The sequence below is a fragment of the Acetobacter sp. genome (genome assembly GCF_022483985.1).
Lineage (GTDB): Bacteria > Pseudomonadota > Alphaproteobacteria > Acetobacterales > Acetobacteraceae > Acetobacter.
In genome coordinates this window covers 228994-245702 of the sequence record NZ_JAKVME010000002.1, presented here as the reverse complement: position 1 = coordinate 245702, position 16709 = coordinate 228994, and the positions used below count along the sequence as shown (strand labels likewise).

Below are 16709 nucleotides of genomic sequence, written 5' to 3'. Positions count from 1 at the left end.
ATAATGGAGACTGCTCCCATGGCTACGCTGACTTCTCTCGCGGACATTGCAGTACCAGCGCCCCTTCCCGATGAGGACTACACAATCAGTCTCATGGATCGCGCCTTCACCTTTCATGGACTGAAAGCGCTTCTGGGAGCCGCCGACATTTCCAAGGCCGGTGACCGTATGGCCGCTCTGACTGCGGCGGATGAAATGACACGGGAGGCCGCACGCGCCATCCTCTCCGGTCTGACGCTACAGCACATCCATGACCACCCACTCACCACCACCGATGGACGCATAGATTCCATCATGCGGGTGAATTACGACATTGACCGGGAGGCGTTCGAAACCATCGCCACGCTGACAGTCGGCGAACTCAAGGATCTGCTGCTCCGGGCCGCAGCCCCTGAAGTCCGCCGTCTGGGGCGAGGTCTTACCGGCGTGATGGCAGCGGCTCTCGCCAAGCTGATGGATGTACACGAGCTGATTCTCGTGGCGCGCAAAGCCAAGCGTTCGGCGCAGGCCCGCACTCTGGTCGGTGCGCAAGGCACCCTGTCCTCACGGCTTCAGCCCAATCATCCAACCGACGATCTCTCCTGTGTATCCGCGCTTGTCTACACGGGACTTTCCATGGGCTCGGGCGACGCACTGCTGGGTATCAACCCCTCCATCGACACCGTCGAGAACGTGACGGCTCTACTGACCCATCTCGACCGTCTACGTCGTGAGACAGGAGCGCCCACCCAGATCTGCGTTCTGGCGCACATGAAAACCCAGATGGCCAGTCTACAGGATGGCGCGCCTCTGGAAATCCTGTTCCAGAGTCTGGCTGGCACCGAACGCACCCTGACGGACGAGTTCGATGTAACCGTCGATCTTCTCGATGAAGCCTATCATCTGATGGCCACACAGGGGCCGCTTCGTGAAACGACAAGCCAGTTCATGTACTTCGAGACCGGACAGGGCAGCGAACTGACCTACGCCAAGCATGAAGACATGGACATGACCACCTGCGAGGCGCTGTGTTACGGCCTCGCCCGCCGGTATGACCCCTTCATGGTCAACAATGTAACGGGCTTCATCGGCCCCGAGACCCATCTCGACAATATCGAGATGATCCTTTCAAACTTACAGGATCATTTCATGGGCAAACTGATGGGCCTCCCGATGGGCATGGCCCCCTGTTACACCATGCATTCCGACATCTCGATCGAAGGCCATCAGATCGCCACCGAACTGCTGGCGGCGGCTGGTGCGAACTACTTCATGGACGTGTTTCTGACAGTCGATCGCATGCTCGCCTATTTCGACACATCCGGTCACGATGACCAGACACTGCGTGAAATTCACAATGCGCGGCCAGCGGCGGAGTATCTCGCGTGGGCGAAAACGCGTGGCATCTTCACGGAGATGGAAGACGGCACGATCGAGCGCGGACCGAACTGGGGCAATCCCCGCATCTTCTGCGGTTCGGAGTCTGAATTCGACCGCCTTCTGGAGCGTGTCCCCGCCGCTTACGGCTTTGATTCCGCCGGCCCGAGACCCGCCAATCACGTCTCACGCGAAATCCGCGCCAATCTTGCCATCGGACGGCAGGCCATCGCCGCCGAACTTGATGAGGCGCGTCTGCCCGATCTGACATTCCGACGCCTGAAAACCCGCGCATCCGACAAACAGACACATCTCGGCAATCCCGATATTGGCGCTTATCTCGATAAAGAATGCATCGTCGACCTTGCTCCGGAAGGCATGGACGTACAGATCGTCGTTTCCGACGGGCTGAGCGCCGAAGCCATTCATCACAACATTCCCGACCTTCTGCCTATATTGCTGGATGGTCTGCTCGCGCACGGTCTGTCTGTCGGACAACCCATTCTTCTGCCTTTCGGGCGGGTCAAGGTCGCAGAAGCCGTTGGCGAACTGCTCCAGCCGAAGCTCGTCATCAGCCTGATTGGAGAACGACCGGGTGGAGACGCAAGGGCGTCCCGCAGCATGTCGGCCTACTTCGCCTACCGGCTTGCCGATGAAGAGTCGCTTGCAAAAGCACGCGCCTATAGCGGCAACAGTGACATGAGCTACGAATATTCCGTCATCTCGAACATCTATGACGGTGGTCTGCCGCCTCTGGAAGCCGGAAGTATAATTGCAGAAAAAGCGGTGCGTATCCTGAAAACTTGCGCTGCTGGCAATCGTCTGGAAGCAATGAAGACTTCGGCGCCACGTGAGCCTGTGCTGTCTGAAGCGTGATGGATCCTCTACCGGCCGACGAAAGGAGGAAGCGTTATGGCAATACCTTTGGAAAACACCCCAGAATGTGTAACGCTTCCTGAAAGCTGGCTTTCCGCCACCGGTGATGTCGCAGCCCAGATCGGACAACCGGACTTTCATAGACGGATGCTCGGCCTGCTGGCTTCTCTCATCCCCAATCAGGCCGCCTGGATCATCGTCTATGCGCCAGGAGTACTGCCGAACGTCCTGCATACAAATGATGTCGCCTCCAGTGTGACGACCGATTATAATTCCACTTTCCGGTGTTTTGACCCTTTCTGGCACCTGTGGCGCCGCCAGACACAGGCCTCGGCAGTCACTCTTTCCACCCTTGATTCGTCCATAAAGCCTGATGAATACACCAGAATCTTTCAGAAAAAACATGATTTTTCCGATGAACTCGGACTTCTTCTTCCGGTACAGAACAATGCCTGTGTGATGCTTTTTCTCCAGAAAGGGGAAAATCTTTTCACAAGTGATGAGTTACACCTCGCCCATCTTATCCAGCCGCTTTTCAATGGTCTGCACCGTGCTCATGTCACGCAGACTCTTCGCAATTTCAGCACCAGCAACACTCGTGAAGACAGCAGCTCGGCATGTGGCTCATTGGTGCTCGACCGGCACGGCAATCGTCTGTACGGTAATCCCGCCTGGCAAGAAGCCGAGAAACAGCACGGCCCCGTCCTGCTCCACGCCATTTACAAACTTCTGGGTGCGCCCGGCCAGACCTGTCACACGGAACCGGAACAGTTTGTCCTACGCCTTGTGACGCTTCCTGAAGACTGCATGCTTGCACCGGGAGGCCGGCTGCTGGTTTTCAGTCCAACTCGCTCCCGCACAGTATCCGATGATCCGCCGCATAAAGCTCTGCATCTGACCCCGCGCGAGCGTGACCTTCTGCACCTGATTCTGGAGGGTCGTTGCACAGGAGAAATCGCGCAGCATCTGGGAATCAGCAAGGGCACCGTCAAAAATCACCGGCTCCGCCTGTACCGCAAAGCAGGCGTAACTTCCGAGCGAGCTCTTATCAATCTTTCCCGTTCCATAAATGGCTGAAAGAAGAGACTGGATCAAAAAATGCTTTATCCAGAATCATTCTTCATGACTTTATAAGATTATGGAAAATATCCTGCCATTGCAGACAGATACCTTCAAAAATACATACTATTTTCTGACATCAATTCACTCGTTAAATTCTCCACTGCATAACAGTGTCCTTCAGTCGAGCTGATTTCACTCAATAACAACCGCTCCCGTCGCAAACTGTCTTGCCGCCTGAAGCGTGTTTTGCAACAGACAGGCAATGGTCATCGGACCAACACCGCCGGGCACTGGCGTAATTGCCGCCGCACGCGGGCTCACTTCATCGAACGCCACATCTCCCACCAATCGTGATCCCGATACCGTATCCACGCGGTTGATGCCGACATCAATGACAATGGCACCTTCCTTCACCCAGTCTCCCCGCACCAGTCCCGCGTGACCGGCAGCCACGACAATGATGTCCGCCCGACGTGTTTCCGCGGCGACATCACGTGTTTTCAGGTGCGTTACCGTCACCGTACAGCCCGCCTGCTGAAGCAGACGCGCCATGGGGCGACCCACAATGTTCGAACAGCCGATGACCACGGCATGCAGTCCGCTCAGGTTCGGCACAACGGAGCGCAGCAGCATCATGCAGCCCATGGGTGTGCAGGGAATGAACCCGTCCTGTCGGCCAACCGCCAGACGACCCGCGTTGACGATATGAAAGCCGTCTACATCCTTCTCAGGATTTATCGCGTCCAGAATCGCATCTCGATCGATCTGCTCAGGAAGTGGCAACTGAACCAGAATGCCATGCACCGACTCATCGGCGTTCAGCCCTGCGATCAGATCAAGCAGTTCATCCTGCGCCGTGCTTTTCGGCAGATGATGTGACACTGAACGCATCCCGGCCTCTTCCGTCGCCCTGATCTTGTTGCGAACATACACGGCGCTGGCAGGATCTTCTCCCACCATTACCACCGCCAACGTAGGCAAAACGCCATGTCGCGCATGCAATCCCTGTGCCTGATCACGAATGTCGTGACGCAATCTGCGAGCGAAAGCTTTGCCATCAATCAGCTTGACATCTGAGACCATAACAGGACTCTCTCCGTATCCGTCAGGAAGTGAACACGATGGTTTTGTTCCCGTTCAGGATCGTGCGCATCTCGATGTGATACCGCACGGCCCGTGACAGAACCCGGCGCTCGATATCGCGCCCTTTGCGGATCAGATCTTCCGGGCTGTCCGCATGCGAGATGCGCTCGACATCCTGTTCAATGATCGGGCCTTCATCAAGGTCGCTGGTGACATAATGCGCTGTCGCGCCAATCAGTTTTACGCCGCGATTCCACGCCTGATGATAGGGCCGTGCCCCCTTGAATCCCGGCAGGAACGAATGGTGGATGTTGATGCAGCGTCCGGAAAAGGCCGATGCCATCTCATTGGACAGAATCTGCATGTAGCGCGCCAGCACGACGAGTTCCGTCTGGCTTTCCTGCACGAGCGAGAAAATGCGGGCTTCCTGCTCCGTCTTCGTGTCTTTGGTAATCGGCAGATAATGAAACGGAATCCCGTAGAAATCGACATCCCTGTATGTCTCTTCAGGATGATTGGCGATGATACCGACAGGGTCGATCTGAAGCTCGCCGATCCGCCAGCGATACAGAAGATCCACCAGACAGTGATCGAACTTCGACACAAGGATCATGACCTTGGGACGATAGGACTGACAGTTCAGACGGTATTGCATCTGGAACTGGCCCGTCAGCGTCTCGACAATCCCGCGAAGATCAGCCTCCGTGCGTCCACCTTTCACGATATCGAACATGATCCGCATGAAAAAGCTGCCGCTGCCCGTATCATCGAACTGCTGCGCTTCGGTAATGTTCGCGCCAGCCTCGAACAGGGTCTGGCTCAGGGCGGCCACGATGCCCGGGCGGTTCGGACAGCTCAGCGTCAGGATATAGCCTTTGGCGTCAGGAGAGAGCGTTGTCATACACAGGTATCCATTTCTGAAGAAGAAAAACCATTCAGGACGACAGAGAAGTCATGGAACAGGCTTGCGGCCAGACTCCGGAAGACAAGAAAAAGATAAGTCGGCACGTCATCTGTCTGCCACATGATGACCGGAATATGCCCGGCAAGCGTGGACGCGACATGATCCTTGCCGAATGCTCTCGGGTGCAGGTCAATCGGCACAAGCCGTGACGCTGCTTCCCGGCTGTCCGGACCGGACAGTTTCAGGATGGCGCGGCTGTCACTCTGGGATGTCAACGCACAGACATCCTCACAGACTTCACGCAGTCGGGACAGCAGACCTGCACCGTCCTCGGCAATCGCCAGCCACTGGCTGGGTCCGTTCCAGAGAAAGGCGCATCGACCATCCATCGTATGCACTGCACGAGGATGCTCAGGAAGCATGACCCCGAACGCCTCGTGAATTCTATTGACGAGTGCGTCTCGCCCGTCCCCCGAAAAAGCGCCCAGACTGACAGTCTCGGCGAGCGGGGATTGCTCGAATGTCATGCCGCCCACTCGCAGGGAGCCGTATTTCACAGGCAGCACAGGCAATAACTGATCAGCCATGGAGACGTTCTCCTTTGGGATCGACAAACACCGGATCGACGACGCGTGCGGCAATGATTGTTCCAGCCAGCGGATTATGAACCGACACGATCTCGCCTTTGCGGGCAGGACCATTGCTCAGGAAACCCAGACCAATCCACGATCCGACACAGGGTGACCATGCGACCGAAGACAACCATCCCTGATCAGAGGCCGCTGTGGCGGGCGCTCCCTGTGGCAGAAGATGCGAACCGGCGACCAGCATGTCCTCGGGATTGACCGGCTGAATGCCGACCAGTGTGGGACGGGACGGATCTGTCAGCACAGGCCGCTGCGCCATCCGGTTACCGATAAAGTCTTTCTTCGTGGACAGTAGACGCCCCATGCCGAGATCATGCGCCGTGGTCTGACCGTTCAGCTCCGCGCCAGCGGGATGCCCTTTCTCGATACGGAGCACACCCAGCGCTTCCGTGCCATAAGGCGCAATCCCGAAGCGTTCACCCACCTTCATCAGCAGCCGCGCCAGCGCATCGCCATAGCGGGCAGGCACAGCCAGTTCGTAAGCCAGTTCACCGGAGAAGGAGAGGCGAAACAAGCGGGCGGTCACGCCACCGCAGACCGTCAGTTCCACCGCCGCCATGTAGGGAAAGGCTTCGTTGGAAAGATCGAATGGCGGATCGACAATCTCTTCCAGAACGGCACGCGACTTCGGTCCGGCTACGGCAATCTGCGCCCATTCATCCGTCACCGAGATGAACTGCACATCAAGCTCCGGCCACAGCCACTGATGACAGAACTCAAGATGAGCCATCACCCCGCCCGCATTCGCGGTCGTGGTTGTCATCACATAGTGATTTTCGCCCAGACGGGCCGTGGTGCCGTCATCATAGGCGAACCCGTCCTCACGCAGCATCAGCCCGTATCGGACACGTCCGACAGCAAGTTTCAGCCACGCATTGACGTAGACCCGATTGAGAAACTCCGCAGCATCCGGGCCCTGAATGTCGATTTTACCCAGCGTGGTGACGTCGCAGAAGCCGACGGCCTCACGCACCGTGCGCACTTCCCGGCTGACCGTCTCCAGCCAGTCCTTTTCACCGGAACGTGGGAACCACTGTGCACGCAGCCACAGGCCGTTCGCGGTGAACACCGCCCCCTGCTCTTCCGCCCACTGGTGGGTCGGCGGCAGACGGGTGGGTTTGAAATGTGTTCCCCGATGTGGGCCAGCCAACGCCCCAACGGCGACAGGCTGAACCGGTGGCCGGATCAGAGTCGTTCCCGTCTGAGGAATGGTGCGTTCCGTGATTTCGGCAAGCAGCGCCAGAGCATTGATGTTGGAGGTCTTGCCCTGATCCGTCGCCATGCCAAGCGTCGTGTAGCGCTTGAGATGCTCGACCGAGACAAACCCTTCCCGCGCCGCGAGCGCGACATCCTTGGCTGTGACATCGTTCTGAAAATCGACGAACGCCTTGGCTTTTTTCGAAGACGGCACTCCCTTGAGAGCATGAAACAGCGCCCGGATGGCGTACCGTGTCGGCTCGGCTTCCGGCAGCACCGGCAATGTCGCTGCATAGCCGCAGGCGACAGCAGCCCGCTGCCCGGCGACGGCCCCGTCATGAAGCGCTGCCGCCGTGTCGAACACGCCGGCGGCAGCCCCTGCGGCGACCATACCCGGCGGGAAAGTCGAGGACAGAAACGCGCACAGGTCGTCATGCCAGACAGGCCGGTTTCCCTGATGCGTAGCTAACGCCACATTGGGCGACCAGCCTCCCGACATGGCGACGAGATCACACGTGATGGATATGGTCTTTCCGGATGCATCCCGAACAAGGACGGCCTTTACACCGGAATGCCCGTAACAGTCGGCAATGGCGCCGCCGGAGAAAAAGGCCGCGCCACATCGAGCAGCCACCTGAGCGCCATCACCCACTCCGGCAGGGCGGGAATCCACAATGGCAGCGATGGTCACACCGGCCCGCCGGAGATCAAGCGCCGTGCGCAGACCGTCATCGTTGCAGGTGTACAGAACGGCTTTCCGTCCCGCTGCCACACCAAACCGGTTGAGGTAAGTGCGCACGGCACCCGCCAGCATGACGCCGGGCCGGTCATTATTCGGGAAAACAACAGGCCGTTCGATCGCTCCCGTCGCCATCACACATTCACGGGCAACGATCCGCCATAGCCGCTGACGCGCCTGCCCCTCCTTCGGGATCGCCACATGATCCGCCACCCGTTCCAGCGCGCCATAGGTGCCGCCGTCGTAGGCGCCAAAAACGCAGGTGCGCGTCATCACCCGGACGTCCGGCATGTCAGCAAGTTCCTGACGGACCTGTTCCGCCCACTGCCAACCGGCTTTACCATCGAGCGTCGCGCTTTCGTCCCGCAGGCGTCCTCCGAGCAGCGCATCCTGTTCACACAGGATCACCCGTGCGCCGGAACGCCCCGCAGTCAGCGCCGCCGCAAGTCCGGCGGGACCGGAGCCAACCACAAGCACATCGTAAAACGCCGTGGCTTTTTCATAAAGATCGGGATCAGCCTCGTCCGCAGCCCGTCCGAGTCCGGCCGCCCGGCGGATCATGGGTTCATACAGCTTTTCCCAGAAGGACGCGGGCCACATGAAGGTCTTGTAGTAGAACCCGGCTCCGAGCACGGATGAGAAAAGACCGTTCATCCCCAGAGCATCGAAGGAAAGACTGGGCCAGCGATTCTGGCTGGAGGCATTCAGACCGTCGAACAGTTCGACCACGGTGGCACGGCTATTGGGTTCACGCCTTGCCCCGTCACGAAGTTCGACAAGAGCATTCGGTTCTTCCGGTCCCGCCGAAAGCAGACCGCGCGGACGGTGATATTTGAAGGAGCGCCCTAAGAGACGCACACCATGGGCCAGCAGGGCTGAGGCGAGCGTATCACCGGGATGGCCGGTGTAGATTTTCCCGTCAAAAGAGAAATGAAGGGATCGACTGGTATCGACACCGTTGCCGCTTCTGACACGAAAAGTTTGCACAGGAGCAGCGCTCATGAGTTCTCTCCCTTGCCTGCTTCTGTCTGACGTTCAGCCACAGCCACGTCTCGCGCATTGCGGACATCGAAAATCTCATGGGTCCGCGTATCACGTGTCACCACAAGCCAGGAGCGGCAGCCAGCACCGTGATACCATAACTCCTGATGACGCCCGCAGGGATTGTCACGCAAATAGACATAGTCCACCCACGCCTGCTCGCTGGCGTCTGCGGCCGGTCGCCGGACAGAGGCATCGCCCCGGTAGGTAAATTCCTCAAGGCCACGAGAGCCACAGAAAGGACAGGTCAGACGCATAGGAACCTCAATGCAGGTTGGGCTGCGCGCCCATACCTTTTTCGTCGATCACGGCGCCGCGTGCGAAGCGATCCAGCCGGTATGCCGTCGCCACGGGATGCGGTTCGTCCCGGGCCAGAAGGTGAGCGAAGCAGAGCCCAGAGGCAGGAGTGGCCTTGAACCCTCCGTAACACCAGCCGGCATTCAGATAGAGACCATCTACTGGCGTGTGGTCGATGATCGGACTCCCGTCCATCGACATGTCCATCAGCCCGCCCCAGTGACGCAGCAGCCTGACGCGACCGATCCGTGGCATCAGAGCCATGCCGCCTTCACAGACATCCTCAATCACGGGAAGATTACCGCGCTGGGCGTAGGAGTTGTACCCATCAATATCGCCTCCGAAGACAAGACCACCCTTGTCGGACTGGCTGATATAGAAATGTCCAGCTCCAAAAGTGACGACACAGTCTATGAAGGGCTTGAGACCTTCACTGACGAACGCCTGCAACACGTGACTTTCGATCGGCAGTCGCAGTCCCGCCATCGCAGCGACACGTGAGGAATTTCCCGCGCAGGCCAGACCGATTTTTCCAGCCGTGATAAAACCTTTTGTCGTCTCGATACCGACAGCCCTGCCCTGCTCGATCCGGAGACCCGTCATCTCACAGTTTTCAATGATGTCCACGCCAAGACGATCCGCCGCCCGTGCGTAACCCCATGCCACGGCGTCATGACGCACCGTGCCGCCCCGGGGCTGAAGCAGGCCGCCCTTTATGGGAAACCGCGCGTCGTTTAAGTTCAGAAAAGGAACTTTTTTGCGCACGCCTTCCACATCCAGCAGCACGGCGTCCGCGCCATGCAGGATCATGGAGTTGCCGCGACGGATATAGGCCGCCTTCTGCGCGTCGTTATGGAAAAGATTCAACACGCCACGCTGGCTGACCATGGCGTTATAGTTGATGTCCTGCTCAAGACCTTCCCAGAGCTTCATGGAACATTCGTAGAAAGGCTCGTTTCCCGGCAGCAGATAGTTGGAACGCACGATCGTCGTGTTGCGCCCGACATTGCCGCCGCCGATCCAGCCCTTTTCCACAACGGCAATCCGTTTGCCGCCGTAGCGCTTTGCAAGATAATACGCCGTCGCCAGTCCGTGACCGCCGCCGCCCACGATGACGAAGTCATATGGGCCAGACGGTTCGATCTTGCGCCATGCGGGTTTCCAGCCCGTGTTCCCACGGCACGCTTCCCTCAACAGGGAAAACAGGGAGTAACGGTTGGTCTGCATGATCGTCCCACGCTCTGTGCTTCATATCGTTTAGAAAACGATATGGCTTGTGATAGAATAATTTTTTCTTATAATAGGCTATGACTCTCAGAGATCTGCCTTTCGATCTTTCTTCGCTGAACGTCTTCCTTGCGGTCTGTGAAAACGGCAGCATGGCAGCAGCAGCCCGGGCATTGTCCGTGACACAGCCAGCCATTTCACAAACCATTTCCGAACTGGAAACCCGTCTCGGCACCAGACTGTTCGATCGCAATGTGCGTCCGCTCGCTCTGACCGCCACAGGGGCTGTCCTGCGTCAGAATGCGACCGGTCTCCTTGCCGAAATGCGCCATATCGCGGTTGGCATTCAGGAAATGAAGCATGGCCGCGTCCCTCAGTTGCGGCTTGGTGTGGTGGATTCACTCTCACGGGCCATTTTACCTCATCTTTCGGAATTCATGTATGAACGGGTCGGTCGCCTCGTCGTGCATGCAGGGCTGACCGAATCTCACGGCACATCCCTTCTCACGCGCCAGATCGATCTCGTGATCGGTGTCGATGAAATGGAAGATGTCGCCGGGCTGGAGCGCTGGCCGCTGATCGAGGAGCCCTATCTCCTGCTGTGTCCGGACGGTGTTGCCCCGCCAAAAACGACGGAAGACATGCGTGCGCTCCTTCTCAGCCATCCCTTTATCCGTTTTTCACAGCGGTCACGGACCGGTTCGGAAGTGGAGCGCTATCTGCGTCGGCTTCGGATAGACGTGCCCTTCCAGCAGGAATACGATCTTCCTTATGGAGTTTTCTCTGCGTGTCGGGCCGGAGGCGTCGCCATTACCACCCCTCTCTGCCTTTATGAAGCCGGCTTCCGCGCCAGTTCGGGCATGATCTGCCATCCTCTGCCAGTTGGATCTTTCCATCGGCATCTGACGCTTGTCGGACGACGGCGCGAGTTCGGACGGCTTCCGCTTGATCTGATGCTCCATTTGCGGGAGCGTCTGCACACAAGAATGATGACGGATCTTATTGCTCTCTTTCCTGAATTCAGCGATCAGATACGGATTCTATCCTGAGATTGATAGATCCAAGTCGCTGGAGAACTGAGCTTAATGGCAACACCCCGTCGGACCTCTCAACGCAAGACAGCAATTACCCAGACCGATGATCTTGCCACAGGGTCTTCCGCCACTCCGGCGCGCGAACTCACTCTTGAGGAATCACTGGGCGCACAGATCAGGGAAAAACGGCGTAAGGCTGATCTGACAGGCACCGAACTGGCCAATGCGGCGGGCATTTCTCTTGGGATGCTCTCCAAGATCGAGAACGGCCAGATATCGCCTTCTCTCGCGACGCTCCAGTCTGTTTCCCACGCCCTGAACATCTCATTGAGTCAGTTGTTCGCCACGGCGGAGGAACAGCGTGACTGCTCCTTTGTACGTTCGGGTCAGGGCGTGACAATCGAACGACGCGGCACGAAAGCCGGCCATCAGTACAATCTGCTGGGTCATCTGCTCAGCGGTCCTGTCGTGGTGGAGCCTTACCTCATCAGCCTCCATGAAGGCGCCGAACCCTACGTCAGTTTTCGCCACGATGGAATCGAGGTGATCTACATGCTCACCGGCCGTCTGATCTATCGACACGGTGACCAGACCTACGAAATGGGTCCGGGAGATACCCTGATGTTTGACAGTCAGGCTCCCCATGGTCCTGAAAAATTTCTCACAGGATCAATAAGCTATCTTTCCATTATTACTTATTCCCGACATACCGACTGACAGAGACATACTTTCTTTATAAGAAAACTTTATTCTTTTAAGTTGACAGTTTCGTAATCGTTCTGTTTAGGATCGCCATCATCAAACACTCTTCGGAGGTTTTCACGATGTGTGGCATCGTCGGTCTCTTCATTAAAAACCCGGCTCTTCAGCCCGAACTTGGACGTCTTACGTCCCTCATGCTCAAAACCATGACAGAACGCGGGCCGGACAGCGCCGGTTTTGCCGTCTACGGCTCTCCGGCTTCAGGTCAGCGCAAGATGACTGTCCGTGGCATCTCAGCGGACAATATTGGTGACTTTGAAGCCGGTTTTCTCAAAGCTGCCGGTGGAAGTGCCAATGTCGTCAAACATCAGGATCACGTCGTCCTGACCTATGCTTCCGATCTGGAACCCGCCATCCGCGCCTTCGTCAACGGATTTGGGCATGGCGTGCATTTCGCCGCAAGCGGCGAAAGCATCGAACTCTACAAGGGCGTGGGTCTTCCGGAAGAGGTGGCGGCGCGCTTCGATCTTGAAAAAATGCAGGGCACGCACGCAATCGGTCACACCCGTATGGCAACAGAATCCGCAGTCACCATTGCAGGCGCACATCCCTTCTCCACCGGTCCTGACCAGTGCCTTGTGCATAATGGCTCGCTGTCCAACCACAACACGCTGCGTCGTCGTCTCATCAATGAAGGTCTGACCTTCGAGACAGAAAACGACTCTGAAGTCGCCGCAGGTTATCTCTCGTGGCGTCTCTCGCAGGGCGACAAGCTCGATCAGGCTCTTGAATCCTCCCTGAAAGAACTTGATGGTTTCTACACTTTCGTTGTCGGAACCCGTGAAGGTTTTGCGGTCTTGCGTGACCCTGTCGCCTGCAAGCCAGCCGTCATGGCCGAAACGGACGATTACGTGGCTTTCGCATCGGAATATCGCGCCTTCGCTGACCTGCCCGGCATTGAAAACGCCAGGGTTTTCGAACCCGAACCCCAGCGCGTCTATCATTGGGAGCACGCTGCATGAGTTGCGCTCGCAACACCCGGATTTTTGATCTCGGCGCATCAACCCTGCGTGAACTGAACAGCACGCTTCAGCAGGAAGGCGCTGAGGGGGCATGGGAAATTCATAACCCGGCAGGACGCCATTCATTGGCGGTCGGGCTGACACAGCCCGTTTCCGTCACCATTGACGGTCATGCCGGTTACTATGCCGCGGGCATGAATCAACGCGCGAACGTCGTAGTCAACGGCAATGCCGGGCAGGGTGTCGCCGAAAACATGATGAGTGGCAGCGTGCATGTGAAAGGCAACGCTGGTTCAAGCGCTGGCGCCACCGCCCATGGCGGCCTTCTGGTCATTGACGGAGATGCCGGGGCGCGTTGCGGCATCTCGATGAAAGGCGTGGATATCGTCGTACGGGGTTCCGTTGGCCATATGAGCGCCTTCATGGCCCAGAGCGGAAATCTGGTCGTGTGCGGCGACGCTGGCGAAGCGCTTGGCGACTCTCTTTACGAAACGAATATCTTTGTCAGAGGAGCGGTAAAAAGTCTCGGCGCGGACTGTGAGGAAAAGGAAATGACGCCCGAAGACATCCAGAACCTCACGAAGCTGCTTTCAAAAGGTGGCGTCATCGACATCAAGGCCGATGAATTCCGCCGTTATGGTTCGGCTCGCAAGCTGTACCATTTCCGCGTTGACAACGCATCCGCTTACTGAGGCAGCCATGACCGAAAATCATCATGATGTGACGAAGACTTTTCCAAGGTATTCGGCAACATTCGACGAATTCACCATCTCCCAGATCCAGCGTGCAGCCGCGACCGGCATTTATGACATCCGTGGTGGCGGCACCAAACGCAAACTGCCGCATTTTGACGACCTGCTGTTTCTTGGCGCCTCCATGTCGCGTTATCCGCTGGAAGGCTATCGTGAGCGTTGTGGAACGGAAGTTGTTCTTGGCACACGTTTTGCAAAGAAACCCATTCACCTGAAGACACCCGTCACCATCGCCGGAATGTCTTTCGGTGCGCTTTCCGCCCAAGCCAAGGAAGCGCTGGGACGTGGTGCCAGCGCTGTGGGCACGTCCACCACGACGGGTGACGGCGGAATGACACCGGAAGAGCGTGGTCACTCCTCAACACTGGTCTATCAGTATCTACCCTCGCGTTACGGCATGAACCCGGACGATCTCCGCAAGGCGGATGCGATTGAAATCGTCGTGGGCCAGGGCGCCAAACCGGGCGGCGGCGGCATGCTCCTCGGTCAGAAAATCTCGGCGCGTGTTGCGAAGATGCGTGATCTTCCAGAAGGCATTGACCAGCGCTCGGCCTGTCGCCATCCTGACTGGACCGGACCGGATGATCTTGAAATCAAGATTGAAGAAATCCGCGAAATCACCAACTGGGAAAAGCCAATTTATGTCAAGGTCGGTGCCAGCCGCCCCTATTACGACATTTCCCTTGCCGTAAAATCTGGTGCTGACGTCGTCGTGCTCGATGGCATGCAGGGCGGAACAGCCGCCACGCAGGAAGTCTTCATCGAACATGTAGGCCTGCCCATTCTGGCCGCCATCCGTCCGGCCGTGCAGGCGCTTCAGGATCTGGGGATGCACCGTAAAGTGCAACTCATCGTCTCGGGCGGCATCCGCACCGGAGCCGATGTGGCCAAGGCGCTCGCACTGGGTGCCGACGCGGTGGCCATCGGCACGGCTGCTCTGATCGCACTGGGAGACCAGAGTCCTGATCTGGCGGCCGAATATGCAAAACTCGGCGCAAAACCTGGCACCTATGACGACTGGCAGGATGGCCGCGATCCGGCAGGTATCACGACACAGGACCCGGAACTTGCCAAACGGCTTGATCCGATCCTCGGCGGCCGTCGTATCGCGAACTATCTGTCCGTGATGACGATGGAGGCCCAGACGATCGCCCGGGCCTGCGGCAAGAGTCACCTGCACAATCTGGAACCGGAAGACCTCGTCGCCCTCAACATGGAAGCTGCCGCCATGACGCAGTTACCGCTCGCGGGAACCAACTGGTATCCCGGAAAAGCGGGTTTCTGAGGAGTTTCCACATATATGCGCCCCGCAACCGTCAATGCGGGGCCGTCAGAAGAAATGGACTATCCCCATGACCAACAGTCAGCAGAACGCGGATAATCTTGCGGAAATTGCCCGTGAAAAGAACATCCGTTATTTTCTTATTTCTTTTATTGATCTGTTAGGCTCGCAACGCGCCAAGCTCGTTCCAGCCGCAGCCATCACCAGCACACAGAAAAATGGCGCAGGTTTCGCAGGTTTCGCAGCCTCGTTTGATATGTCTCCGGCCGATCCCGATCTTATCGCGATGGCCGATCCCAATTCCCTGATACAGTTGCCATGGAAACCGGAAGTGGCCTGGCTGGCTTCCGATCTGATGATGCATGGAGAGTCCGTTACTCAGGCGCCACGCAATACGCTCAAACGCCTCATCAGCCGGGCGGCAAAACGTGGAATTGAAGTAAAAACAGGCGTCGAATGTGAATTCTTCCTGATTACCCCGGATGGGGAGCAGGTAGCGGACGAGCATGACGCCTCAAACAAACCCTGCTATGACGCTTCTGCTCTCATGCGTCGTTATGACATCATTGCAGAATTATGTGACGCCATGCAGCAACTGGGCTGGGAGCCCTATCAGAACGATCATGAAGACGCCAACGGCCAGTTCGAGATGAACTGGAAGTATGCGGACGCTCTGGTTACTGCGGATCGACATGTCTTCTTCAAATTCATGGCCCGCGCTATCGCCGAAAAGCATGGATTGCGTGCGACCTTCATGCCGAAACCGTTCATGCATCTGACTGGAAATGGCTGCCACGCTCATATTTCCCTGTGGAAAGAGGGAAAAAACATCTGTTACGATCCGCAGGACCCCCTGGAAATTTCCGAGAGCGGATACAATTTCGTTGGCGGATTGATCCACAACGCCGACGCACTGTGTGCGATTCTCAATCCCGTTGTAAATTCCTACAAGCGTATCAATGCCCCGCGTACCGTTTCCGGAAGCACATGGTCTCCCAACACCGTCACCTACTCGGGTGATAACCGCACTCACATGATCCGCGTGCCTGGCGGCGGACGGTTCGAAATGCGTCTTCCCGATGGCGCCGCCAATCCCTACCTGCTTCAGGCGTCTCTTCTTGCCGCCGGACTGGATGGAATTGAAAACAAGCGTGATCCGGGAAAATCACTCGACATCAACATGTATACGGATGGTCACAAGATCAAGGACGCCAAGCGTCTGCCTTTGAACCTTCTTGACGCCATGAGGGCTCTCGACAAATCAACAGCACTGCGCGCCATGCTGGATGATGGTCTTGTTGATCCTTATCTCAAACTGAAAACCGCCGAATGGAATGCTCATTGTGGTCATCTGTCAGAATGGGAACGCACTTCAACTCTCGACTGCTGATTGTCCTCCATTCTTTTAAACTCTACGACGAAACATCTTGCCTGAATCCGCACTTTCTTTTCTGTTCTGTATTTTTATTGTTGCAGATAAGGAATGTT

General features: G+C 57.2%; 14 protein-coding genes. 8 read left to right on the top strand and 6 right to left on the bottom strand.

Translation table 11 applies throughout. The annotated features are described in order from the left end of the window. The first annotated feature begins 18 nt into the window (after positions 1-18). Together eutB and LKE90_RS12775 are read left to right on the top strand one after the other, a co-directional pair. Positions 19-2232 carry an ethanolamine ammonia-lyase subunit EutB gene (eutB, locus tag LKE90_RS12780; RefSeq protein WP_291494757.1) on the top strand — a complete coding sequence of 738 codons (2214 nt, stop codon included), beginning with the start codon at positions 19-21 and terminating at the stop codon, positions 2230-2232. Positions 2233-2268: 36 nt separating this feature from the next. Next, the gene (locus LKE90_RS12775; RefSeq protein WP_291494758.1) at positions 2269-3309 is read left to right on the top strand and encodes a helix-turn-helix transcriptional regulator; all 1041 of its coding nucleotides are present in this window, start codon (positions 2269-2271) and stop codon (positions 3307-3309) included. A gap of 177 nt (positions 3310-3486) precedes the next feature. Here the strand turns inward: LKE90_RS12775 and folD are convergent, their stop codons facing one another. The 6 genes from folD to LKE90_RS12745 are packed head-to-tail and all read right to left on the bottom strand — an operon-like array spanning position 3487 to position 10429. Next, positions 3487-4377 (bottom strand): bifunctional methylenetetrahydrofolate dehydrogenase/methenyltetrahydrofolate cyclohydrolase FolD, encoded by an 891-nt coding sequence (gene folD, locus LKE90_RS12770; protein ID WP_291494759.1) that lies wholly within the window; start codon positions 4375-4377, stop codon positions 3487-3489. Between the two features lie 22 nt (positions 4378-4399). Beyond that, a complete protein-coding gene (gene purU / locus LKE90_RS12765) occupies positions 4400-5278 on the bottom strand; it encodes a formyltetrahydrofolate deformylase (RefSeq protein WP_291501017.1) in 879 nt (292 codons plus the stop codon). Further along, entirely contained in the window at positions 5275-5868 is a 594-nt protein-coding gene (locus LKE90_RS12760; protein ID WP_291494651.1) for a sarcosine oxidase subunit gamma, read from the bottom strand. The genes purU and LKE90_RS12760 overlap by 4 nt, the downstream gene beginning before the upstream one ends. Continuing rightward, complete coding sequence (locus LKE90_RS12755; RefSeq protein WP_291494650.1) at positions 5861-8866, bottom strand: sarcosine oxidase subunit alpha family protein; 3006 nt, start codon at positions 8864-8866, stop codon at positions 5861-5863. The genes LKE90_RS12760 and LKE90_RS12755 overlap by 8 nt, the downstream gene beginning before the upstream one ends. Continuing rightward, entirely contained in the window at positions 8863-9162 is a 300-nt protein-coding gene (locus tag LKE90_RS12750) for a sarcosine oxidase subunit delta (RefSeq protein ID WP_291494649.1), read from the bottom strand. Before LKE90_RS12750 ends, LKE90_RS12755 begins: the two co-directional genes overlap by 4 nt. A gap of 7 nt (positions 9163-9169) precedes the next feature. Beyond that, complete coding sequence (locus tag LKE90_RS12745; protein ID WP_291494648.1) at positions 9170-10429, bottom strand: sarcosine oxidase subunit beta family protein; 1260 nt, start codon at positions 10427-10429, stop codon at positions 9170-9172. An 80-nt stretch (positions 10430-10509) separates the two neighbouring features. Between LKE90_RS12745 and LKE90_RS12740 the strand changes: the two genes are divergently transcribed. The 6 genes from LKE90_RS12740 to glnT all read left to right on the top strand — a co-directional run bounded on the left by LKE90_RS12740 (position 10510) and on the right by glnT (position 16611). Further along, positions 10510-11478 (top strand): LysR family transcriptional regulator, encoded by a 969-nt coding sequence (locus LKE90_RS12740; protein WP_291494647.1) that lies wholly within the window; start codon positions 10510-10512, stop codon positions 11476-11478. A gap of 36 nt (positions 11479-11514) precedes the next feature. After that, positions 11515-12180, top strand: coding sequence for a helix-turn-helix domain-containing protein (locus LKE90_RS12735; protein WP_291494646.1), 666 nt, complete (start codon positions 11515-11517; stop codon positions 12178-12180). A gap of 107 nt (positions 12181-12287) precedes the next feature. Beyond that, the gene (locus LKE90_RS12730; protein ID WP_291494645.1) at positions 12288-13187 is read left to right on the top strand and encodes a class II glutamine amidotransferase; all 900 of its coding nucleotides are present in this window, start codon (positions 12288-12290) and stop codon (positions 13185-13187) included. After that, positions 13184-13879, top strand: a complete 696-nt coding sequence (locus LKE90_RS12725) for a protein glxC (RefSeq protein WP_291494644.1) — start codon at positions 13184-13186, stop codon at positions 13877-13879. The genes LKE90_RS12730 and LKE90_RS12725 overlap by 4 nt, the downstream gene beginning before the upstream one ends. A gap of 7 nt (positions 13880-13886) precedes the next feature. Further along, entirely contained in the window at positions 13887-15224 is a 1338-nt protein-coding gene (locus tag LKE90_RS12720; RefSeq protein WP_291494643.1) for an FMN-binding glutamate synthase family protein, read from the top strand. A 67-nt stretch (positions 15225-15291) separates the two neighbouring features. After that, a complete protein-coding gene (glnT, locus tag LKE90_RS12715) occupies positions 15292-16611 on the top strand; it encodes a type III glutamate--ammonia ligase (RefSeq protein WP_291494642.1) in 1320 nt (439 codons plus the stop codon). Positions 16612-16709 lie beyond the last annotated feature (98 nt).